At 68.2% G+C, this 20,141-nt stretch carries 23 protein-coding genes; 10 read left to right on the top strand and 13 right to left on the bottom strand.

The window, feature by feature from the left end; genetic code table 11:
* Nucleotides 1–233: 233 nt before the first annotated feature.
* The 3 genes from lpdA to QC180_RS06490 all read left to right on the top strand — a co-directional run bounded on the left by lpdA (nt 234) and on the right by QC180_RS06490 (nt 3,034).
* A complete protein-coding gene (lpdA, locus tag QC180_RS06500) occupies nt 234–1,637 on the top strand; it encodes a dihydrolipoyl dehydrogenase (RefSeq protein WP_278261677.1) in 1,404 nt (467 codons plus the stop codon).
* A 204-nt stretch (nt 1,638–1,841) separates the two neighbouring features.
* Nucleotides 1,842–2,312, top strand: a complete 471-nt coding sequence (locus QC180_RS06495) for a L,D-transpeptidase (RefSeq protein ID WP_278261676.1) — start codon at nt 1,842–1,844, stop codon at nt 2,310–2,312.
* Between the two features lie 23 nt (nt 2,313–2,335).
* Entirely contained in the window at nt 2,336–3,034 is a 699-nt protein-coding gene (locus QC180_RS06490) for a polysaccharide deacetylase family protein (RefSeq protein ID WP_278261675.1), read from the top strand.
* Nucleotides 3,035–3,038: 4 nt separating this feature from the next.
* On the opposite strand, the gene QC180_RS06485 is transcribed toward QC180_RS06490, so the two are convergent.
* Nucleotides 3,039–3,455: a winged helix-turn-helix transcriptional regulator gene (locus QC180_RS06485; protein ID WP_278261674.1), complete on the bottom strand. Its 417-nt coding sequence runs from the start codon at nt 3,453–3,455 to the stop codon at nt 3,039–3,041.
* 94 nt (nt 3,456–3,549) lie between these two features.
* Here QC180_RS06485 and QC180_RS06480 point away from each other — a divergent pair, with 94 nt between their 5' ends.
* Both QC180_RS06480 and QC180_RS06475 read left to right on the top strand, forming a co-directional pair.
* Nucleotides 3,550–4,380 carry an NAD(P)H-binding protein gene (locus tag QC180_RS06480; protein ID WP_278261673.1) on the top strand — a complete coding sequence of 277 codons (831 nt, stop codon included), beginning with the start codon at nt 3,550–3,552 and terminating at the stop codon, nt 4,378–4,380.
* Between the two features lie 67 nt (nt 4,381–4,447).
* Nucleotides 4,448–4,831 (top strand): DoxX family protein, encoded by a 384-nt coding sequence (locus tag QC180_RS06475; RefSeq protein ID WP_278261672.1) that lies wholly within the window; start codon nt 4,448–4,450, stop codon nt 4,829–4,831.
* A 3-nt stretch (nt 4,832–4,834) separates the two neighbouring features.
* Here QC180_RS06475 and QC180_RS06470 read toward each other — a convergent pair whose 3' ends face one another.
* Together QC180_RS06470 and QC180_RS06465 are read right to left on the bottom strand one after the other, a co-directional pair.
* Nucleotides 4,835–5,212 carry a VOC family protein gene (locus QC180_RS06470; RefSeq protein ID WP_278261671.1) on the bottom strand — a complete coding sequence of 126 codons (378 nt, stop codon included), beginning with the start codon at nt 5,210–5,212 and terminating at the stop codon, nt 4,835–4,837.
* 90 nt (nt 5,213–5,302) lie between these two features.
* Entirely contained in the window at nt 5,303–5,848 is a 546-nt protein-coding gene (locus tag QC180_RS06465; protein WP_278261670.1) for a carboxymuconolactone decarboxylase family protein, read from the bottom strand.
* Between the two features lie 200 nt (nt 5,849–6,048).
* Between QC180_RS06465 and QC180_RS06460 the strand changes: the two genes are divergently transcribed.
* Nucleotides 6,049–6,933: an NERD domain-containing protein gene (locus QC180_RS06460; protein ID WP_278261669.1), complete on the top strand. Its 885-nt coding sequence runs from the start codon at nt 6,049–6,051 to the stop codon at nt 6,931–6,933.
* Between the two features lie 14 nt (nt 6,934–6,947).
* On the opposite strand, the gene urtE is transcribed toward QC180_RS06460, so the two are convergent.
* From urtE to urtA, 5 genes are all read right to left on the bottom strand, one after another.
* The gene (gene urtE, locus QC180_RS06455; RefSeq protein WP_278261668.1) at nt 6,948–7,640 is read right to left on the bottom strand and encodes an urea ABC transporter ATP-binding subunit UrtE; all 693 of its coding nucleotides are present in this window, start codon (nt 7,638–7,640) and stop codon (nt 6,948–6,950) included.
* Complete coding sequence (gene urtD, locus QC180_RS06450) at nt 7,633–8,442, bottom strand: urea ABC transporter ATP-binding protein UrtD (protein WP_278261667.1); 810 nt, start codon at nt 8,440–8,442, stop codon at nt 7,633–7,635. The genes urtE and urtD overlap by 8 nt, the downstream gene beginning before the upstream one ends.
* Entirely contained in the window at nt 8,439–9,551 is a 1,113-nt protein-coding gene (gene urtC / locus QC180_RS06445) for an urea ABC transporter permease subunit UrtC (protein ID WP_278261666.1), read from the bottom strand. The genes urtD and urtC overlap by 4 nt, the downstream gene beginning before the upstream one ends.
* The gene (gene urtB, locus QC180_RS06440; protein ID WP_278261665.1) at nt 9,548–10,432 is read right to left on the bottom strand and encodes an urea ABC transporter permease subunit UrtB; all 885 of its coding nucleotides are present in this window, start codon (nt 10,430–10,432) and stop codon (nt 9,548–9,550) included. Before urtB ends, urtC begins: the two co-directional genes overlap by 4 nt.
* Before the next feature lie 160 nt (nt 10,433–10,592).
* On the bottom strand, nt 10,593–11,843 hold the full coding sequence (urtA, locus tag QC180_RS06435) for an urea ABC transporter substrate-binding protein (protein WP_278261664.1): 1,251 nt from the start codon (nt 11,841–11,843) through the stop codon (nt 10,593–10,595).
* A 339-nt stretch (nt 11,844–12,182) separates the two neighbouring features.
* Between urtA and QC180_RS06430 the strand changes: the two genes are divergently transcribed.
* The 4 genes from QC180_RS06430 to QC180_RS06415 all read left to right on the top strand — a co-directional run bounded on the left by QC180_RS06430 (nt 12,183) and on the right by QC180_RS06415 (nt 15,606).
* Nucleotides 12,183–14,012: an acyl-CoA dehydrogenase gene (locus QC180_RS06430; protein ID WP_278261663.1), complete on the top strand. Its 1,830-nt coding sequence runs from the start codon at nt 12,183–12,185 to the stop codon at nt 14,010–14,012.
* 44 nt (nt 14,013–14,056) lie between these two features.
* Complete coding sequence (locus tag QC180_RS06425; protein WP_278261662.1) at nt 14,057–14,389, top strand: hypothetical protein; 333 nt, start codon at nt 14,057–14,059, stop codon at nt 14,387–14,389.
* Nucleotides 14,386–14,667 carry a CopG family ribbon-helix-helix protein gene (locus QC180_RS06420; protein WP_278261661.1) on the top strand — a complete coding sequence of 94 codons (282 nt, stop codon included), beginning with the start codon at nt 14,386–14,388 and terminating at the stop codon, nt 14,665–14,667. Before QC180_RS06425 ends, QC180_RS06420 begins: the two co-directional genes overlap by 4 nt.
* A 72-nt stretch (nt 14,668–14,739) precedes the next feature.
* Nucleotides 14,740–15,606 carry an alpha/beta fold hydrolase gene (locus QC180_RS06415; protein ID WP_278261660.1) on the top strand — a complete coding sequence of 289 codons (867 nt, stop codon included), beginning with the start codon at nt 14,740–14,742 and terminating at the stop codon, nt 15,604–15,606.
* A 53-nt stretch (nt 15,607–15,659) separates the two neighbouring features.
* Here the strand turns inward: QC180_RS06415 and QC180_RS06410 are convergent, their stop codons facing one another.
* Genes QC180_RS06410 through QC180_RS06390 form a run of 5 tightly spaced genes read right to left on the bottom strand, consistent with a single transcriptional unit; the run spans nt 15,660 to nt 20,137 of the window.
* Nucleotides 15,660–15,977, bottom strand: a complete 318-nt coding sequence (locus tag QC180_RS06410; protein ID WP_278261659.1) for a muconolactone Delta-isomerase family protein — start codon at nt 15,975–15,977, stop codon at nt 15,660–15,662.
* 9 nt (nt 15,978–15,986) lie between these two features.
* Nucleotides 15,987–17,057: an LLM class flavin-dependent oxidoreductase gene (locus tag QC180_RS06405; RefSeq protein WP_278261658.1), complete on the bottom strand. Its 1,071-nt coding sequence runs from the start codon at nt 17,055–17,057 to the stop codon at nt 15,987–15,989.
* Entirely contained in the window at nt 17,054–18,064 is a 1,011-nt protein-coding gene (locus QC180_RS06400; protein WP_278261657.1) for an MsnO8 family LLM class oxidoreductase, read from the bottom strand. Before QC180_RS06400 ends, QC180_RS06405 begins: the two co-directional genes overlap by 4 nt.
* Complete coding sequence (locus QC180_RS06395) at nt 18,061–19,104, bottom strand: phosphotransferase family protein (RefSeq protein ID WP_278261656.1); 1,044 nt, start codon at nt 19,102–19,104, stop codon at nt 18,061–18,063. The genes QC180_RS06400 and QC180_RS06395 overlap by 4 nt, the downstream gene beginning before the upstream one ends.
* Nucleotides 19,073–20,137: a methyltransferase gene (locus QC180_RS06390; RefSeq protein WP_278261655.1), complete on the bottom strand. Its 1,065-nt coding sequence runs from the start codon at nt 20,135–20,137 to the stop codon at nt 19,073–19,075. Before QC180_RS06390 ends, QC180_RS06395 begins: the two co-directional genes overlap by 32 nt.
* Nucleotides 20,138–20,141: the final 4 nt, after the last annotated feature.

The following is a 20,141-nucleotide window of genomic DNA, read 5'->3' as shown; positions in this document are numbered from 1 at the left end:
GTGTGTCGACACCGTGCCGTCGAGCCTGCTGCCGATACCCGCGGCGAGCGGATCGTCACCCGGCACGACCGGGCCGGGAGAGTCGGTGCGGGCGGCGGTCGTCTCGCTGATCGCCCGGCCGGTCACGGTCTCGAGCGTACCGGCGAGACGGCGCGGGAGGCGGGCGTGCGCGCATCTCACCGAAGTGGGGGACGGGTGGGTGAACTCCCCGAAACAGAGTTAGGCTCGGTGACGTGACTTCCCACTACGATGTCGTCGTTCTCGGCGCTGGTCCCGGCGGATATGTCGCCGCGATCCGTGCCGCTCAACTCGGCCTGCGAACAGCGATTGTCGAGCAGAAATACTGGGGTGGCGTGTGCCTGAACGTGGGCTGCATCCCGTCCAAGGCACTGCTGCGCAACGCCGAACTGGCCCACATTTTCCACAAGGAAGCCAAGACCTTCGGCATCTCCGGTGAGGTCAGCTTCGACTTCGGCGCCGCCTTCGACCGCAGCCGCAAGGTGGCCGACGGGCGCGTCAAGGGCGTGCACTTCCTGATGAAGAAGAACAAGATCGACGAGTTCGACGGTCTGGGCACCTTCACCGGCCCGAACTCGATCGATGTCGCCCTCACCAAGGGCGGCACCGAGGCGATCACGTTCGACAACGTCATCATCGCCACCGGCACCACCACCAAGCTGCTGCCGGGCACCCAGCTCTCCGACAACGTCGTGACCTACGAGGAGCAGATCCTCACCCGCGAGCTGCCGGGCTCGATCCTGATCGTCGGCGCGGGCGCCATCGGCATGGAGTTCGCCTACGTTCTCAAGAACTACGGCGTCGACGTGCGGATCGTCGAATTCCTCGACCGGGCGCTGCCCAACGAGGATGTCGACGTCTCCAAGGAGATCACCAAGCAGTACAAGAAGCTCGGCATCACCATCACCACCGGTGCGGCCGTGCAGTCGATCGACGACGACGGCTCCAAGGTCACCGTCCAGATCAAGGACAACAAGTCCGGCGCGATCGAGACCGTCACCGTCGACAAGGTGCTGCAGGCCGTCGGCTTCGCGCCCCGCGTCGAGGGCTACGGCCTGGAGACCACCGGGGTCGAGCTCACCGACCGCGGCGCCATCGCGATCGACGACAACATGCGCACCAATGTGGAGCACATCTACGCGATCGGTGACGTCACCGCCAAGCTGCAGCTGGCCCACGTGGCCGAGGCGCAGGGCGTGGTCGCGGCCGAGACCATCGGCGGCGCGGAGACCCTGCCGCTGGGCGACTACCGGTTCATGCCGCGCGCCACCTTCTGCCAGCCGCAGGTCGCCAGCTTCGGCCTCACCGAGCAGCAGGCCCGCGACGAGGGCTACGACGTGAAGGTCGCGACCTTCCCGTTCACCGCCAACGGCAAGGCGCACGGCCTGGGCGACCCGACCGGTTTCGTCAAGCTCATCGCCGATCAGACCCACGGTGAACTCATCGGCGGCCACCTCATCGGCCCCGACGTCTCCGAGCTGCTGCCCGAGCTGACCCTGGCCCAGAAGTGGGACCTCACCGTCAACGAGCTCGCGCGCAACGTCCACACCCACCCCACCCTGAGCGAGGCGCTCCAGGAAGCCATCCACGGCCTCGCGGGCCACATGATCAACTTCTGAGTGGACGAAGACACCGAAAAGGGGCGGTCGCATTGCGGCCGCCCCTTCGTCGTGTATTTCTTTTCGGCCAAATTACGGGCGTTGATTTGGTGAATCGCCTTCTATAGCTCATGATTCTGGGCAGCTCTTTCGTTCGCTTGATAGTCGCTTGACCTGATCTCGTGAGTACAGAGAGGCAAGTACCCGATGCGCATTCTCGGTGTGATGGCACGTGTGGCGGCGCTGGTCGCGGTGGCCGGATTCGGCAGCATGGCGCCCGCGATGGCCGAACCCCTTTTCCCTGGTGGCCCCGATATTCCGGGCGTTCCCTCGGTGGTTCCGACGGCCTCGCCGTGCCCGGTGGTGGAGGCCAAGGCGTGCCTGCGGCTCTCGACGAACGAGGCGTGGCTGGTGGACAACGGCCGGGTGATCTTCGGCCCGACCCCGATCTCGCACGGAATGCCCGGATTCGAGACGCCGCCCGCGGTGACCCGGATTTCCTTCAAGCGGGAATTCCACTGGAGCACCATGCACAATGCCCCGATGCGCTGGGCCACCTTCTTCAACGGTGACATGGCCTTCCACGTGGGCCCGGTCGACTCGAAATCGCACGGTTGCGTCCGAATGACCGAGGACGGCGCCCACCGCTTCTTCGACTACTTGAAGCCGGGCGACATCACCCAGGTGATCCCCTAACCCGATCTGCGGTATACAGCAGTGTGCGTAAGTGGTTGATCGGTGCGGTCGTCGGTGTCGTCGTGGTGGTGGCGGTGTGCGCCGGGCTCTATGTGCTGATGAATTCGCGGACGTATCAGGTCGCGGGGCGGCTGGTGGATCGGGTCGAGACGAACGAGAAGCTGGTCGCTCTCACCTTCGACGACGGGCCGACCGCGCGCACCCCCGAAATCCTGCGCACCCTCGCCGAACTCCAGGTGCCCGGCACCTTCTACCTGGTCGGCGGCGACCTGGCCGCGCATCCGGAATACGGTGCGGCCATCGCGGCGGCGGGCCACGAGATCGGCAACCACTCCTATTCGCACCATCGGATGATCTTCGTCTCCGAGGACACCGTGCGCGCCGAGATCGAGAACACCGACGCCGAGATCCGCCGCACCGGATTCCAGGGCCCGATCACCTTCCGCCCGCCCTACGGCAAGAAACTGTGGACGTTGCCGCACTACCTGGCCGACCACGACCGCACCTCGGTGACCTGGGATGTCGAACCCGATTCCGCGGGTGGCGCGAGCCGCGAGGCCATCGTCGCCGATACCCTCGCGAACACCCGGCCCGGCTCGATCATCCTGCTGCACCTGATGCACGGCACCACCGGTCTCGACGCCCTCGCCGATATCGTCACCGGTCTGCGCGCCCAGGGCTATCGCTTCACCACCGTCTCCGGCCTGCTCGCCGCCGGATGACCGTCTAGTCGGCGGCGTGGCGCGGCTGGTAGGCCGCCTGCGCCGCCCCGATGACGTCGATATTCGACTCCAGCACCACGATCAACGCCTCCAGCCGCTCGGCGACCTCGGCGCCCAGCTCGGTGAGGGTGTACTCCACGCGGGGCGGAATGGCCTCGAGCACCTCCCGATGCACCATCCCGTCGCGTTCGAGCGCCTGCAGGGTCTGCGAGAGCATGCGTTCGCTCACACCGTCGACCCGCCGTCGTAGCGCGCTGAACCGGTAGGCACCCTCGCGCAGGGCGACCAGGGCGAGCACGCCCCACCGCCCGGTGACGTTGTGCAACACCGCCCGCGACGCGCAATCACGGGCGAAGACATCGGCCTCCAACCCGGGATCGGCCTCCAACCCGGGATCGGCCTCCTCGACGCGCTCGCTCATGCCCACATCGTACTCACTTGACCGAAGTACCTACTGAAGGCATAGTGCTAACTAATAGTTAGTGCATGGTAAAAGTAGAGCAGTGGAGGTAGTCATGACCGTCGCGGTGACCGGAGCGAGTGGACAACTCGGCAGGCTCGTCGTCGAAGCCCTGGTGGACGCGGGCGAACGGCCGGTGGCCATCGTGCGCGACCCGTCGAAGGTGGCCGACCTGGCCGCTCGCGGGGCCGAGATCCGGCAGGCGTCCTACGACGACCCGGCCGCCCTCGACGCCGCGCTCGCCGGTGTCGACCGGGTACTGCTCATCTCGGGCAACGAATTCGGCGCGCGAATCACCCAGCACACCAATGTCATCCGCGCCGCCGAACGCGCGGGCGTCGAACTGCTCGCCTACACCAGCATCCCGCGCGCCGACGCGAACCCGATGATCCTGGCGGGCGAACATCGCGGCACCGAGGAGGTCCTCGCTACCGCGAGCGTGCCGACGGTCCTGCTGCGCAACAGCTGGTACTGGGAGAACTACGCGGGCGCGGCCACGGCCGCCGCGGCGACGGGCATCTTCCACGGCGCGCTGGGCGAGGGGCGCGTCTCCGGTGCCAGCCGCGCCGACTACGCCGAGGCCGCGGCCCGCGTCCTCACCGGTGACGGGCACGCGGGCCGCGTCTACGAACTCGGCGGCGACGAGGCGCTGACCGGCCCGGAGCTCGCAGCCGCCATCGGCGCCGGAGTCCGCTACGAGAACCTCGCCGAGGCCGACTACGCCGCCGCCCTGCGCGCGGCTGGCCTGGACGCCGAGCACGCCGCGGTCCTGGCCGACGCCGACACCGGCATCGCCGCTGGCCTGCTCGAGGTCACCACCGGCGAGCTGGCCGCGCTGCTCGGCCGCCCGGCCACCCCCGCCGCCGCGGTCCTCGCCGCCCGCTAGATCGCCGGTCGTCCGGCCCGGACGCGGGCCGGACGACCCGGTGGCGCCGCGGGCTAGGCTGGCGGGCGTGAGCAATGAATCGCCCCGGAGCCGCGTCCATTCCTGGCTGAGCGGCCTGCTGTTCCTCGTCGGCGCCCTGCATTTCATCGCACCGAAACTGTTCGACGGCATCGTTCCGCCGAAGCTGCCCGGCGAAGCCAGGACCTACACCTACGCCTCGGGTGTCGCCGAGGTCGGCGTGGCCACGGCGCTGGCCGTGCCGCGCACCCGCCGCCTCGGTGGCTGGCTGGCCGCTGGCCTGTTCGTCGGCGTCTTCCCGGCCAATATCCAGATGGCGGTCGACGTCGTCGGCAATCCGAAGGCGTCGCCGGTGTTCAAGGCCGGTGTGCTGGCCCGCCTGCCGCTGCAGATCCCGCTGGTGGTCGCGGCCCTGCGTGTCGCCCGACGCTGAGCGCTAGACCCACTGGACGAGCTGGATGACGACCCCGTTGGGGTCGGTCATCTGGAAGTAGCGCTCGCCCCACTCCTCGGTCTCGATCGGTGTCTCGATCGGCACGCCCGCGCCGCGCAGGCGTTCGTATTCGGCGTCGATATCGGTCACGGTGAACACCACCAGCAGGCCATCGCCCGCTTTGCCCGCGATCCGCGCCGGTTTGAAGGTGGCCAGGCCGGTGCGCAGGTAGATGACGTTCATCCCGGCATCGGCCCTGGCCAGCGAGACGAAACCGTCGGCGGACATCTGCTCGGTGAAGCCGAGGTGGTCGATCAGGAACCGCGCCGAGGCCAGCGGCTCGGCGACATTGAGCGAGATGGCGGAAGCGGTGATCTGCATGGGCTCTCCTCGGTGGCGATGAACTCCGTACGTTGTACGCCTGAAACTCTGGGAGCTTTCCCGGCGACTCGCCGTATGACGTGAGTCACATCAGAAGGTATCGCGCGCGATCCGCAGGGTCGTGATCGTGGCCGCCAGGCCCTCGTACTGATTGATCAGCAGCACGATCTCGATCAGCAGCCGCTCGTCGAAGTGCGCGGCCAACCCGGCCCACCCGGCATCGTCGATATCGCGGCTGGTCACCAGCTGATCCACGGCCACGAGCAGCGCCCGCTGCCGATCGGTCCAGCCCGGCGCCTCCGGTCCGGCCGCGACCCGCTCGATCTCCTCGGCGGTGAGTCCGGCCTTGCGGCCGAGCCTGCGGTGGTGGTCGGTCTCGTAGTCGCAGGCGCGCAGGTGGGCCACCCGCAGGATCACCAACTCGGCCTCGGCACGGCGCAGCCGACCGCCGGGCATGAGCTTGCCGGAGAAATGCAGCCAGCCGCGGAACAGGCCGCGGGTGCGGCCGAGGGTACTGAACAGCTGCGCGTCCTCGGTGCCCGACGCGCGCGAAAGAACCTGCCAGACAACCCAGTTGATCGGGCCCAGTTCACCGAACCGGCCCGGGGAAATGCGTGGTAGGGGCGCTGAAGCCATCTCGTGTCCACCTGTCTGCTCGACGTCGCCCGGCACTGCCGCAGCGTACTCGCCGGTAGTCGTTCGCGGAGTCGAGTGCGGACGCGGACCTGGTTTTCTTTGGGTTCCAGTGGTTTTCGGAACAGTTGCGCGTCATGATCGGTGTACCGCAGCGCGCAGCGGCGGTGTCAGGTCGCGGCACTGGTAGGGGAAACATCGGGATGCTGGTTCGGATCAGGCCGGAGGCGGAGCTCTCCGGCGCCGAGCGGGAGTTCGTGGACTGCCTGCGCGCCTTTCCGAGCACGGGGTTGGCCCTGGTCGACTCTCGGGTGGGTGATCGCAGGCTCGGCGCGGTGGTCATCACCCCGCGCGGGATCACCGTCATCGAGGTCAAGGGCTTCCGGCGACGGCAGAGCGGGCTGCTCGCGGTCTCGGTCGACGGGGCGTGGACGATCAGCGACAGCCCCCTCGACCTGGACGTCGAGCCGTCCAGCGGTCTCACCGACCGGCTCGAACACGGCGTGCACGCGGTGCGGGTGGCGCTGGAACAGGCACTGCAGGACAGCAAGCACGTGTGCGGCGCGGTGGTGCTGGTGCCGTATCGGGGCGTGGTGGTGCGCCCGGCGCGCACCGCGCTGCGGCCCGGCCTCGACGTGCTGGTCGCCAATACCATCGACGCCCACGAACTGCGCGTCTACCTGGAGGGTTTCTCCGCGGGCCCGCGCGCGTGGACCATCGACCGGGTGCGCAACACCTGCTCGGCACTGGGTCTGGCGGCGTGGGCGCCGAGTGCGGCCGAACTCGCCGAGGCGGGCTTCGAGGACAACCGTCCGGCACCGGACCCGATCCCGCCGCCGAGCCGGTTCGCCGCGCCGGTGATGGCGCCGCCGCCGGACGAGCACGGCGCGCGCGGGAAACTGGCCGGACTGGCGGTCTTCGGGGTCGCCGTGTTCGGCGTCCTGGTGGTGCTGGTGATGGTGGTGTTCGCGGTGCTGCGCGATCCGCCGCATCCGCGCCCGGTCTCGGAGACCTCGCAGAGCACCACCACCCGCGCACCGACCACCCAGCGTCCGGCGGAGTGTTTCCCGTTCCAGAACGGCTGCTGAGCGGCCGGTCGGCGTCAGATGGCCATGGCCTCGCGCACCGCGGACTCCGCGCCAGCGCCACCGGTCCCGGTGGACCCGACGTGCCCGGAGTGCAGCACGTAATACTGCTGGGCGGCCTGCAGGGCGAAGCCGATGTGCTGCTCGACCAGCAGCACACTCAGCCCGCCGCGCTGGGTCAGTTCGATGATCGTGCGCTCGATCTCGGCCACCACCGAGGGCTGGATGCCCTCGGTGGGCTCGTCGAGGATGAGCAGCTTGGGCTCGGTGATCAGCGCCCGCGCGATGGCCAGCTGCTGACGCTGCCCGCCCGAGAGCAGTCCGGCCTTGCGCCCGAGCAGGTCGCGCAGCGCGGGGAACAGCGTCAGCGACTCCTCGATCAGCGCCTTGCCGCGCTTGCGGCCGTCGGCTACCACCTGCAGGTTCTCCGCGGTGGTGAGCTGGCCGAAGCTCTGCTGACCCTGCGGCACATAGGCGATGCCGCGCTTGACCCGCTGCGAGGGCGAGAGCTTGGTGATCTTCTCGCCGTCGAAGGTGATGGTGCCCGACTTGGTGGGCAGCAGGCCCACGGCGGTGCGCAGCAGGGTGGTCTTGCCCGCGCCGTTGTGGCCCATGATGGCGACCACGCTGTCGTCGGGGACGGTCAGGCTGACACCGTGCACGACCTCGGTGCGCCCGTAGCCGGAATGGACGTCGACGAGTTCAAGCATCGGAGGGCTCCTTGTCTGCGGCGAGAGTGGCGGTACCGAGGTAGACCTCCTGCACCTTCGGGTCGGCCTGCACCTGTTCGACACTGCCCTCGCTGAGGACCTTGCCGCCCGCCAGCACGGTGACCGAGGTGGCGAAGGACCGCATGAAGTCCATGTCGTGCTCGACGACGACGACTACGCGGTCACTGCCGATGCGGCGCAACAGGTTTCCGGTCTCCTCGCGCTCCTCGGCGCTCATGCCCGCGACGGGTTCGTCCAGCAGCAGCACCGAGGCGTTCTGCACCAGCAGCATGCCGATCTCGAGCCACTGCTTCTGCCCGTGCGCGAGCACACCGGCGGGCTTGTCGCGCAGCGCGGTGAGACCCGTTGTCTCCAGGGCCTCTTCGATGCTGGGCAGCACCGACTTGCGGGTGCGCAGCAGCGACAGCGCCGAGCGTCCGGCGCCCGCCGCGATGTCGAGGTTCTGCAGCACGCTGAGCTGCTCGAACACGCTCGCGGTCTGGAAGGTGCGGCCCACGCCGAGGCGCGCGATCTGGTGCACCTTCTTGCCTAGCAACTCGGTGCCCGACTTCTGCGCGGAGCCGGTGGCCGGGACCAGGCCGGTGATGGCGTCGATCAGAGTGGTCTTGCCCGCGCCGTTGGGGCCGATCAGGAACCGCAGGTCGCCCTGCAGCACCGTCAGGTCGACATCGGTGACGGCCTTGAAGCCGTCGAAACTCACCGAGAGGCCACGGATTTCGAGGTACTCGCTGTCCATACCGGCATTGCCACCGGCCTTGGGTTCGTGCGTGGGTGCGGTCATCGCGCGGCCACCTTCTCCTCGGTATCGACGACGGGTTCGGCGGGCGCGGTGGGCGGCGGCGGGGTGCTCGCGCGCCGGGCGCGGACCCGGTCGCGCAGCAGCGGCCACAGTCCGGCGAGTCCGGCCGGGATGAAGCCGACCACCACGATGAACAGGATGCCCTGCATATAGGTCCAGCCCGAGGGGAACGACTCCGACAGCGAGGTCTGCGCCCAGGCCACACCGATCGCGCCGAGAATCGGACCGAGCAGCGTGGTGCGACCACCGATCGCGACACCGATGAGGAACGCGATCGACGGGATGACGCCGATATCGGCCGGGGAGATGATCCCGACGATCGGAGTGAACAGCGCACCCGCGATACCGGCCAGGAACGCCGCCACCACATAGGCGACGATCTTGATATTGGCCGGGTCGTAGCCCAGGAAGCGCACCCGCTCCTCCGCGTCGCGCACCGCCACCAGCAGTTCGCCGTAGCGGCTGCGGTTGAGCTGACGGATCAGCGCGACCACCACCAGCAGCGTGCCCGCCGCGATGAAGAACAGCATCTGCCGGTTGACCGGGTCGGCGAGCTTGAAGCCGAAGAACGCGCGGAAGTCCGACAGGCCGGTGAAGCCGCCGATGGCCTGCTGACCGGTGAGCAGAATGGCCAGCGCCGCGGCCAACGCCTGACTCAGGATGGCGAAGTAGGCACCGCGCACCCGGCGCTTGAACACGCCGTACCCGAGCACCGCCGCGACCAGTCCGGGCAGCACCAGGATGGCGATGATCGCCACCGGCCCGGAGGCGAAGGGCTGCCAGAAGCCCGGCAGCTCACTGATCCCGGAGATCTCCATGAACTCCGGCACGTCGTTGCCGAGGCGCGCGGCGTCGGCCAGCTGCATGTGCATGGCCATGATGTAGGCGCCGATGCCGAAGAACACGCCCTGGCCAAGGGTGAGCATGCCGCCTCGGCCCCAGGCCAAGCCGATGCCCGCGGCCACGATGGCGAAGCACAGGAACTTGGCCAGCAGGTTGAGTCGGAAGTCGCTGAGCACCGCCGGGGCGACGGCGAACAGCAGGATCGCGGCGACGCCGAATCCAGCGAGCGGGGTGAGCTTGTCTCTCATGCCAGGCTCCTGGTTCGCACGGTGAACAGACCCTGCGGGCGGACCTGCAGGAAGATGACGATCAGCACGAACACGATGACCTTGGCGATGGACGCGGTGGTCGAGTATTCGATGAAGGAATTGAGCAGGCCGAGCGCGAACGCCGCGATCACCGTGCCCTTGATCTGGCCGAGCCCGCCGATCACGACCACCAGGAACGCGTCGATCAGATAGCTCTGCCCGATGGTGGGACTGGTCGAGCCGATCAGCGTCAGCGCCACCCCGGCCACACCGGCCAGGCCGGAACCGATGAAGAAGGTACTGATATCGGTGAAACGTGAAGAGATGCCGGAGGTTTCGGCCAGCCCGCGGTTCTGCACGACGGCGCGGATGCGGCGGCCCATCGGGGTGGTCTTGAGCACGGCGGCCAGCGCGGTCACCGCGACGATCGCCAGCACCAGGATGAAGATGCGGGTCTTGGGCACCACCGCGCCCGCGATCGTGATTCCGCCACTGAGCCATTCGGGCACCAGCACGTTCTTGGCCGGGGCGCCGAAGATGTCACGGGCGGCCTGCTGCAGGACCAGGCCGACACCGAAGGTGACCAGCAGCGTGTCCAGCGGCCGGTCGTACATGTAGCGGATCAGGCCCATCTCCAGGGCGGCGCCGAGCAGGCCACCGACCAGGAAACCCAGCAGCAGGGACACGATCAGCGAGACCCCGGCCGAGGAGAAGACCTGTTGCACAACATAGGTCGTATAACAACCGGCCATGATGAATTCGCCGTGCGCCATATTGATGACGCCCATCTGACCGAAGGTCAGCGCCAGGCCCAGCGCGGCGAGCAGAAGAATTGAACCGAGGCTCAACCCGGTGAAGAGTTGGCCGATGAGTATATCCATGTGAGTTCCCTGCGATCGGTGACCACGAGCGGCCGACCTCGAGGAGGCCCGTTCGCGGCTGGCTCGCCGCCGACCGGCCGAGACGATGCGCCTTGACGCGGGTATCGGTCGGTCGGCGGTGAGCCTTGGGGGCCGCGAACACGTCGCGGCCACGCGACAGCTACTTCAAGCCCTTGGCCCAGTCGTAGGACTTCAGGTACGGGTCCGGGGTGATCGCCTTGCCGGAGTCCCACACCGTGTAGATCAGGCCGTCCGGGCGGATCTCACCGATGCGGGCGGTCTTGGTGATGTGGTGGTTGGAGCCGTCGATGGTGACGGTGCCCTCGGGGGCGTCGAAGCTCACGCCGTCCGCGGCGGCCTGGACGTCGGCCACGGCGAAGGACTTGGCCTTCTCCACGGTGTTCTTCCACAGGTAGACCGAGGTGTAGGCGGCTTCCATCGGGTCCGAGGTGGGCTTGTCGGCGCCGAAGGCGGCCTTGTAGTCGGCGACGAACTTCTTGTTCGCCGGGGAGTCGACGGTCTGGTAGTAGTTCCAGGCGGTCAGCTGACCGGCGATGTTCTGCGCGCCGATACCCGCGACCTCCTCCTCGGCGATCGACACCGAGACGACCGGCATGTCGGCGGCCTTCAGGCCCGCGTTGGTGTACTCGCGGAAGAACGCCACGTTCGAGTCACCATTGAGGGTGTTGAACACCGCGCCCGCCTTGGCGTTACGGACCTTGTTGACGATGGTGGAGAAGTCGGTGGAGCCCAGCGGGGTGTAGTCCTCGCCCTTGATCTCGATGCCGTTGGCCGCGGCGTAGGCCTTGATCTCGCGGTTGGCGGTCTGCGGGAAGACGTAGTCCGAGCCGACCAGGTAGAGGGAGGTGATGCCCTTCTGCTTGAGGTAGTCCAGCGCGGGCACGATCTGCTGGTTGGTGGTGGCGCCGGTGTAGAAGATGTTCTTGCTGTCCTCCAGGCCCTCGTACTGCACGGGGTAGTAGAGCAGCGAGTTCAGGTTCTCGAACTTGGGCTTCATGGCCTTGCGGCTCGACGAGGTCCAGCCACCGAAGACCGCGGCGACACAGTCGGAGCTGATCAGCTTCTCGGCCTTCTCGGCGAAGGTCTTCGGGTCGGAGGCGCCGTCTTCGAGGACGATCTCGATCTTCTTGCCGAGCACGCCGCCCGCCGCGTTGATCTGGTCGATCGCCAGCTTGGTCGAATTGGCCACGGTCACCTCGGAAATGGCCATCGTGCCCGACAGCGAGTGCAGCGAACCGACCTTGATCGTGTCCTTGCTGGTGTCGACGCACGAGGCCGCGCTCGAACCGGTGGACGCGTCGTCGCGCGCACCGCAACCGGTGAGCAACAGACCGGCGACGGCCACCGCGGCGGGCACGGTGAGTGCCTTGACCAAACGGGATTGAGACATGGGCGGTTCTCCTCATCAGGTGTAACGGCGACGCCAGACGCGCCACATCGAACACCGCCACTGACCGCTCGGCAGGTTGTACACCGGGCTGTATACAGCAGCTGTCTTCGTGATTCGGAACAGTAGAGGGCACTTGTTGCACCGGAATGTCTGTTGATCACGGGCTGATTTCGCCTGTTTCCTGCTTGTGAAATGTTCCTCTCCGCCCGCTACCGGCCCGGTGTGCGCCTACGGTTGCGTAGCCAACGGTCCGTGCGGCACGCTTGCGATTCGTACGACGTCGAACAGCCGGTAACCGCGCGGCGACGGGCCGCGCGAGGTCTTTCGAGGAGGACCCCAGTGGGGCACTACAAGGCAAACGTGCGTGACATCGAGTTCAATCTCTTCGAGGTACTCGCCCTCGACAAGCTCCTCGACACCGGCGCCTACGGCGACCTGGACTCCGAGACGGTGCGCCAGATCCTCGACGAGGTGCGTCGGCTGGCCGAGGGCCCGATCGCGGAGTCCTTCGCCGCCGCCGACCGCGAGCCGGTCGTCTACCGAAGCGAAACCTTCGACATCTCCGTGCCCGAACCGCTACGCAAGACCGTCGCGGCGGTGCACGAGGCGGGCTGGTACCGGCTCGGGATGCCCGAGGGTATGGACGGCACCCCGGCCCCGAATGTGGTCATGTGGGCGCTCAACGAGCTGATCATCAGCGCCAACCCGGCCGCCAGCTTCTTCAATATGGGCCCGCTCATGGGGTCGGTGCTCTACGAGATCGGCACCGAGGAACAGCGGCGCTGGGCGCGCGGCGGCTTCGAGCGCGGCTGGCAGGGCACCATGGTGCTCACCGAGCCCGACGCCGGGTCCGATGTGGGCGCCGGTCGTGCCAAGGCGGTGCCCCAGCCCGACGGCTCGTGGCACATCGAGGGCGTCAAGCGGTTCATCTCCGGCGGTGACGTGGGTGAGGTGGCCGAGAACGTCTTCCACCTGGTGCTGGCCCGGCCCGAGGGCGCGGGGCCGGGGACCAAGGGCCTGTCGCTGTTCTACGTGCCGAAATTCCTGTTCGATCCCGAGACGTTCGAGCTCGGCGACCGCAACGGTGTCTACGTGACCGGTCTCGAACACAAGATGGGCCTCAAGTCCTCGCCGACCTGTGAGCTCACCTTCGGTGGCACCGACGTGCCCGCCAAGGGCTGGCTGGTGGGCGAGGTGCACAACGGCATCGCGCAGATGTTCCAGGTGATCGAGAACGCGCGCATGACCGTGGGCGTGAAGTCCTCGGGCACGCTGTCCACCGGGTATCTCAACGCGCTGGAGTACGCCAAGACGCGCGTGCAGGGCGCCGATCTCACGCAGATGGCGGACAAGGCGGCGCCGCGCGTCACCATCACCCACCATCCCGACGTGCGGCGCTCGCTGATGACGCAGAAGGCGTACGCGGAGGGGCTGCGCGCGGTGTATCTCTACACCGCCGCGCATCAGAACGCCGATGTGGCGCAACTGGTCTCGGGCGCCGACGCCGACCTCGCGCACCGGATCGACGATCTGCTGCTGCCGATCGTCAAAGGTGTCGGCTCCGAACGCGCCTACCAGCTGCTCACCGAATCCCTGCAGACCTTCGGCGGTTCGGGCTACCTGCAGGACTATCCGATCGAGCAGTACATCCGCGACGCCAAGATCGACTCCCTCTACGAGGGCACCACCGCCATCCAGGCCCAGGACTTCTTCTTCCGCAAGATCATTCGTGATCGCGGCGCGGCGCTGGGCCACATCAACGCCAGGATCACCGCCTTCCTGGACAACGACACCGGCCGCTTCGGCGCCGAACGCGCCCTGCTGCGCACCGCCCAGGCCGACATCGGCGCCATGGCCGCCACCCTCACCGGCTACGCCATGGCCGGACAGAACGAACCCGCCGAGCTCTACAAGGTCGGCCTCGGCTCGGTCCGCTTCCTCCTGGCGGTCGGCGACCTCCTCATCGCCTGGCGCCTGCTCGTCCAAGCCGAAGTCGCCGCCGCGGCCCTGGCAGGCGAGGCCACCCCCAAGGAACGCCCCTTCTACCAGGGCAAAGTAGCCGTAGCCACCTTCTTCGCCAAGAACATCCTCCCCGAACTCACCGCCACCAGAAACATCCTCGCCACCCTCGACACCGACCTCATGGCCGTCCCCGAAGAAGCCTTCTGAGCGGAGCGTGACACCACACCCGTAAGTGTATTACACTTACGGGTGTGCGGATCCTCATCAACCAATCTGCGTTGAAGCACGGCATCCTGGAAGACGAGATTCGCGCGCTCATCTCGTATCCAGCCCTGCGATACGCGGTGACCTCGAGGATGAACCCTGACGCGGCAGTTTTCGTGTTCGTCGGGCGATTGGAGAATGAGCCTTGGCTCGAGGTTGTGGCGGAGAACGTCGAGGACACGACCTGGATGGTCTTTCATGCCATGAGACTGACGGCGAGGGTAGCGGCCGAAATACACGCGTTGGCCGGGATAGTGCTACCGTCCGCGATCCGACAGCGGCCGCAGCACGGTCCATCGAGTGGAAGGGAGAGTCGATGATGGCGAAGCGAAGCGCTGAAGAGTACGAGGCGATGGCCGCCGAGTTCGAGAACGGCGACTATGCGGTTGTCGGGCCGATCGAAGTGGGGCCCGAACTGGCTATGGGGCGTCCGGTCGGGGGTGCGCGGGGCGGGAAGAGTCCGGTGCGGACCGTACGCCTACCGGCCGAGTTGGACGCGCGTCTGGCCGCCTACGCCGATGAGGCGGAAACGACACCGAGCGATGTCCTCCGTCGGGCGGTGGTCGAGTACCTGGCGCGGCATCCGCTCAGTGCTTGAGTGTTCCGTTGGTAGTACTCCTTCCAGCGTCGCTCCAGTGAACGCGTAGGGCGGGTTCGTAGCTTGGCGAGCATGGCTACTTCGACACATCACACTGCCCGTACCTTCGATGGGACCGAGCTCGCGTTCGAGACGATCGGGGCGGGTCCGCCACTGGTGGTGGTTCCCGGTGGGCCCCGGGATTCTCGGTATCTCGAGGATCTCGGTGGCCTGGCGGAGAGTCACACCCTCATCCGCTACGACGCACGGGGCACCGGGGGGACGCCCGCGCCCGCCGATCCGGCCAAGTACGCCTATCCGTCGCTGGCTCGCGATGTCGACGCGCTGCGTGCGCATCTGGGCACCGAAACCATCGATGTGCTGGGACATTCGGCGGGTGCGGTGGTCGCGGCCGTGTACGCCGGGCACCACCCGGACCGGGTTTCGCGACTGGTGTTGGTGGCGCCGGGGCCCGACTTCTTCGGGGGTGGTGAGGATGTGGGCACGCTGCTGGAGAAGCGCGCCGGTGAGCCGTGGTTCGACGAAGTGGTCGCGGCCGCACAGGGATTGGCGCAGGCGGGCCCCGACTCCACGCCGGAGGAGGTCTTCGAGTTGCTCGACCGCTATGTTCCCGCGGCCTACGGCGCCTGGGACGAACGTCAGCGCGCGCACGCCGCCACCCAGCGCACCCAGTTCTCCCTCGAAGCGTGGAAACACTTCCACGGCAACGGAGATCGCACCGAGCCCGAACGGTTCCTCCCCACCCTCGGCCAGGTTCCGGCGCCGGTGCTGGTGGTGACCGGCGCCGCCGACGCGCTCACCGGGGTGTCCGTGGGTGACGCGACCGCCGCGCGATTCCCGGCGGCGAAACACGTCTCGATCCCCGACGCGGGTCACTACCCCTGGGTCGACAATCCGCGCGGCTTCAGCACCGCCGTCGCGGAATTCCTGGCGCGCTGAACCACAGCGGAACGGGGTGGCCACCAGCCGGTGGCCACCCCGTTTCCGTGTGGTCAGTTCGCGCTCTGCTCCGCGTCGCGGGTGGCGAACTCCTCGACATCGAAGCCGCCCGGGTCCGAGAGCGGGTACACGTCGAACTCCAGGTGCGAGGACAGCGGGTTGCCGTAGAGAGCGTCGGTGAGCTCCTCGTGGCTGGCCACGTCGTAGATGTTGAGCCCGCCGGACTGCCCGGCGATGATCCAGCTGTGCTTGATGACGCCCCGGCTCACCAGGTCGACATGATGGGTGAACCCCTCCGGCAGCCGGTGCCGGAATTCGTCGGCGCTGATCCCGACAGGGTTCTGCTTGGTGATGACAGCGAACAGTGCCATGGTGTGCTCCTACTGGTGTAGCGGCGCCGAGAACTTCGGCAGGACCTCTTCGGCGAAGAGTTGGAGGGAACGACGGACGACGTCGTCGGGGGCGGTGCTCGGGGGAGCCTGCAGGCTGAGGGTGACCTCGCCGAAAGCGTCCCTGATCCGCGCGATCTGGTCGATCACCTCGGCGGGGGTGCCCACGATGGTCTTGTCCGCGGCCAGCTGACTCGCGAAATCGCTGCTCGCGACCCGGCCGACGATCTTGTCGTAGCCGGTGTACTGCTCACTGCGCGCGGTCGACCAGCCCGCCACGGCCTGTGCCAGCGCGCGGTGGTTCTTCGCGGCGAACCGCTCACCGAGCTCGCGCGCGGTGTCGGGGTCGTCGGCCAGGAACGAGCTGTAGCTGAGATGGACCTCGCCGGTGCCGGGGTCGAACCCGGCTGCCTCTCGCGCCGCGCGGTAGCGCCCGATGATGTCCTGGACCTTCTCGCGCGGATTGATCGAGGGCACCAGCAGCAGTCCGTACCCCGCCGCCCCGGCGCGTTCGGCCGACTCGGGGGTGATCGCGGTGGCGACCAGGATCTGTGGGTGTGGCCGCTGGTAGGGGCGCGGTTGCAGGGTGACCGGGCCGAAGGTGTGGAAGCCGTTGTCGACGGTCACCTCCTCGCCGGTCCACAGCGCGCGGATGGCCTCGACCGTGGCGTCGAAACGCGGCCGGGATTCGTCCAGGGAGACGCCGAAGGCCGCGAACTCCTCGGGCAGGAACCCGCGGGCCACGCCCACGTCGAGGCGGCCGTGGCTGAGGTTGTCGAGCATGGCCAGTCGCGCGGCGAGCTTGATCGGGTGGTCGAAGGCCGGGACCACCGCGCCGGTGATCAGCCGGATGCGCTCGGTGCGGGCGGCGAGCGCGGCCAGGAAGGTGGTCGGGTCGGGGCTGTAGCCGCCGTAGTCGAAGAAGTAGTGCTCGACGGTCTTCACGTGGTGGTAGCCGAGTTCCTCGGCGTACACGCCGAGGGCGAGCGCGTGGTCGTAGTAGTCGACCGGGGTCTGATCGGCGGGGCCGACCGTGGGGAAGAGATTGATGCCGAATTTCATGGGGTGACGTCCTGGAGTGCGGCGGGGGACAACGCGAACTCACCGGCGAGCAGCTCGTAGCTGCGCACGCGCGCGCGATGGTCGTGCACGGTGGTGACGATGACGACCTCTTCTACACCGAGAGCCTTTGCCAGCGAACGGATCTGGTCACCGACGCGATCCGGGGTGCCCCAGAAGTAGCGCGGCCATTCGAAGTGCTCGTTGCGCAGGATGTCGCCGAACCGGTCCAGCTCGGCCAGCGCCGTCTCCGGCGGTGGGATCGGCCGGACATCGTTGCGGAACAACCGATTACGCACCGCGCGCTGCGCGGAGTACAGCCGCTCGGCCTCGGCCTCGCTGTCGGCGGCCACCGCGGTCACCGCGACGATCGGGGAGCGGCTCGGCGCGAGCTGGCGGTAGGCGTCGACGGCTTGGCGGGTGGCGCCGGGATTGATGAAGTGTGCGAAGGCGTAGTCGATATCGGCGCGCCCCGCGGCGACGGCACTGGACGGGCTGCTGCCCAGCAGCCACAGATCGGGAGTCGGCGCGTCCAGCGGGACGGCCAGCGGGGACCGGTTCGAGGCGCTGCGGCGTTCGAGATGCCCGCGCAACTGCTCGACCCGCTCGTCGATCGACGGTCCACCGAGCGCGCCGGGCACCGGGCGCAGGGCGGCGGTCTCGATTTCGTTGGCGCCCGTGGAGCGGCCGATGCCCAGGTCGATGCGGCCGGGGTGCAGGGCGGTGAGGGTGCGGAAGGTCTCGGCCACCTTGAACGGGCTGTAGTGCCCGAGCAGCACGCCCCCCGACCCCACCCGCAGCGTGGAGGTGGCCGCGGCGATGGCGCCGACCAGGATCTCCGGCGCCGAGATGGCGTGCGAGTACATGGCGTGGTGTTCGGCCACCCAGTAGCGGTGGTAGCCGAAGGATTCGGCGTGCCGGGCCAGGTCGAGCGAGTTGGCCAGGGCCTGCGATTGCGGGGTGCCCTCCGGCACGGGGGCCTGGTCGAGAACGGACAATCGGATGCTCATTGCGCCTCCACTGTTGCGTCGAGCAGTGCTACCGCATTGCGGTGCAGGGGGAATGGGGTATCGGTGGGCAGGCCGGTGCGCGCGGCCCGCCGGGTCACCGCCGCGGTGATCAGCGCGAACTTGAAACCGGCCAGCACCTCGTAGAAGGCCAGATTGCGCAGCGGGCGCCCGGTCAACGCGGCGTAGGCCTCGACGGTGCGCGCGCGGTCGGGTAGGCCGTAGAGCCGGGTGGCTCCGATGCCGGTGCTCAGGTGCCGGTCCAGGTACAGGAACCAGGCCAGATCGCTCTCCGGTTCGCCGTATCCGGCCAGCTCCCAATCGATCAGGGCGGCCACGCAGGTATTGGTGTAGATGATGTTGCCGAGCCGGGCGTCACCCCACAGCAGGGTGTGCGGTGACTGGCGCGCCGGGATGTTGTCGGCGAGCCAGGCTCGGGCGCGTTCGATCACCGGATCGTCGGCGCACTGATAGAAGTCGATGGCGTCGGACCAATAGCGCAGTTGCGCCGCGGGTCCGGGCGCGCCGAGGTCCGGGAGGCCCGGGGTCTGCGCCGGAATGGCGTGCAGCCGTTCGAGTGCCGTGATCGCCGACCACCAGACCGCCGTGCGTTCGCTCGGCGCCGACTCGGCCAGCCAGCCCGACCGGTGATAGGACGGGAAATCCGGTGGCACTCGGCCTTCGACGAAATCCATGACGAAGAACGGGGCGCCGAGCAGGTCCGCGTCGGGCTCCACGCCCAGGACCGTCGGCACCGGGACGGCGCTGTGGGCGCGGACCGCGCGCAGCACCTCGGCCTGGGCGGTGATGGATTCCGAGGGGTAGACCGGGTCGCCGGTCGCGCCCACGCGCACCACCAGTCTGCGCGGGTGACCGTCGAGATCGCGTCCGCTCACCTCCAGGGTCTCGGCGGAGAATCCGTTGCGTGGCACGGTGACGAAGAGGCTGTCCGGGTCGATCTCGGCACCCGCCTCGGTGTTCGCCAGCCAGCGGCGAACCCGGTCGCGGGTGTCAGCGGGCGATCTCTGCAGTGGAACGGCCATGGCGGGGCCTTTCGCCGGTGATGAGGGTCGAGGTGGAGCCGAGCGGACGAGCGGCGATATCGACGAAACCCGCGTCCCGCAGCCAACTCTCGGCCTCGGCGAAGGTGTACTCGCTGCCGCCGGAGGACCACACCAGCATGTTCAGGCTGGCCAGCAGCGAGGTGGGCGTGGGATTGTCGGGATCGATCACGGGGTCGTAGATGGCGACGGTGCCGCCCTCGGGCAGCGCCGCGAAGGCGGCGGCCACCAGCTTGCGGCGGCTCTCGACCGGCCAGTTGTGCAGCACGTGACCGAAGACGAGCACATCGGCGGTGGGCAGCGGGTCGGCGAAGAAGTCACCGGGGACGAACTCGACTCGCTCGGTGAGCTCCAAGGTGCCGATGTGCCGGTCGAATTCGGGTTGTACCGACGGCAGATCGAAGACGGTGGCGCGCAGGTGCGGATGCGCCCGCACCAGCCCGGCGGCGATATTGCCCCTGGCGCCACCGATATCGGCGACGGTGGCGTGGCGCGACCAGTCCAGCTGCTCGGCCAGCGCGGCGCCGATCGGGGCGTTGAGTACGTCCATGGCGTCGAAGAAGCCGCGTCGGTCCTCGGCGTCGGCGAACAGGCTGCCGTACGGATCACCCCCGGCGGCAGCGAGATTGGCGGGCGCACCCGATTTGGCGCTGGCCGCGAGCTCGGCCCAGGCCGGGTGCAGGGTCTTGTCGAGAAAGCGCAGGAAACCGCCGAGATACTGCGGTCTGCCGCGCACCAGATAGCGGTGCGCGTCGGGACTGTTGGAGTAGCGGCCGCGATCGGAGATGAGCAGCCCGGTGGTGGCGACCGCCTCGAGGAAGTCGCGGGACCAGTCGGGATGCAGCCCGATGGTGGCGGCGAGGTCGGCGGCGGGCAGATCGCCGTCGGCCAGCGCGCTGAACACGTCCAGCTCGACCGCCGCCAGCAGCACCTGCGCACGGCGGGCGCCGGACGCCAGTCCGAGGATGTGGGCCGGGGTCTCGCGAGTGGCCTGCGGTGTGGAGAGGTGACTCATGTCT

It is taken from the genome of Nocardia anocheti (genome assembly GCF_029675105.1).
In the GTDB taxonomy this organism is placed as follows: Bacteria; Actinomycetota; Actinomycetes; order Mycobacteriales; family Mycobacteriaceae; genus Nocardia.
The sequence above is the reverse complement of the archived record's forward strand: the minus strand, read 5'-3'. Positions and strand labels throughout refer to the sequence as shown.

What these genes read in the sequence shown, in the direction of transcription:
- QC180_RS06495 (WP_278261676.1), top strand. Translation starts at nt 1,842, where the DNA reads ATGGCACGTGTGGCGGCGCTGGTCGCGGTGGCCGGATTCGGCAGCATG.
- QC180_RS06485 (WP_278261674.1), bottom strand. Translation starts at nt 3,455, where the DNA reads ATGAGCGAGCGCGTCGAGGAGGCCGATCCCGGGTTGGAGGCCGATCCC.
- QC180_RS06480 (WP_278261673.1), top strand. Translation starts at nt 3,550, where the DNA reads ATGACCGTCGCGGTGACCGGAGCGAGTGGACAACTCGGCAGGCTCGTC.
- QC180_RS06470 (WP_278261671.1), bottom strand. Translation starts at nt 5,212, where the DNA reads ATGCAGATCACCGCTTCCGCCATCTCGCTCAATGTCGCCGAGCCGCTG.
- QC180_RS06465 (WP_278261670.1), bottom strand. Translation starts at nt 5,848, where the DNA reads ATGGCTTCAGCGCCCCTACCACGCATTTCCCCGGGCCGGTTCGGTGAA.
- QC180_RS06460 (WP_278261669.1), top strand. Translation starts at nt 6,049, where the DNA reads ATGCTGGTTCGGATCAGGCCGGAGGCGGAGCTCTCCGGCGCCGAGCGG.
- urtE (WP_278261668.1), bottom strand. Translation starts at nt 7,640, where the DNA reads ATGCTTGAACTCGTCGACGTCCATTCCGGCTACGGGCGCACCGAGGTC.
- urtD (WP_278261667.1), bottom strand. Translation starts at nt 8,442, where the DNA reads ATGACCGCACCCACGCACGAACCCAAGGCCGGTGGCAATGCCGGTATG.
- urtC (WP_278261666.1), bottom strand. Translation starts at nt 9,551, where the DNA reads ATGAGAGACAAGCTCACCCCGCTCGCTGGATTCGGCGTCGCCGCGATC.
- urtB (WP_278261665.1), bottom strand. Translation starts at nt 10,432, where the DNA reads ATGGATATACTCATCGGCCAACTCTTCACCGGGTTGAGCCTCGGTTCA.
- urtA (WP_278261664.1), bottom strand. Translation starts at nt 11,843, where the DNA reads ATGTCTCAATCCCGTTTGGTCAAGGCACTCACCGTGCCCGCCGCGGTG.
- QC180_RS06420 (WP_278261661.1), top strand. Translation starts at nt 14,386, where the DNA reads ATGATGGCGAAGCGAAGCGCTGAAGAGTACGAGGCGATGGCCGCCGAG.
- QC180_RS06415 (WP_278261660.1), top strand. Translation starts at nt 14,740, where the DNA reads ATGGCTACTTCGACACATCACACTGCCCGTACCTTCGATGGGACCGAG.
- QC180_RS06410 (WP_278261659.1), bottom strand. Translation starts at nt 15,977, where the DNA reads ATGGCACTGTTCGCTGTCATCACCAAGCAGAACCCTGTCGGGATCAGC.
- QC180_RS06405 (WP_278261658.1), bottom strand. Translation starts at nt 17,057, where the DNA reads ATGAAATTCGGCATCAATCTCTTCCCCACGGTCGGCCCCGCCGATCAG.
- QC180_RS06400 (WP_278261657.1), bottom strand. Translation starts at nt 18,064, where the DNA reads ATGAGCATCCGATTGTCCGTTCTCGACCAGGCCCCCGTGCCGGAGGGC.
- QC180_RS06395 (WP_278261656.1), bottom strand. Translation starts at nt 19,104, where the DNA reads ATGGCCGTTCCACTGCAGAGATCGCCCGCTGACACCCGCGACCGGGTT.
- QC180_RS06390 (WP_278261655.1), bottom strand. Translation starts at nt 20,137, where the DNA reads ATGAGTCACCTCTCCACACCGCAGGCCACTCGCGAGACCCCGGCCCAC.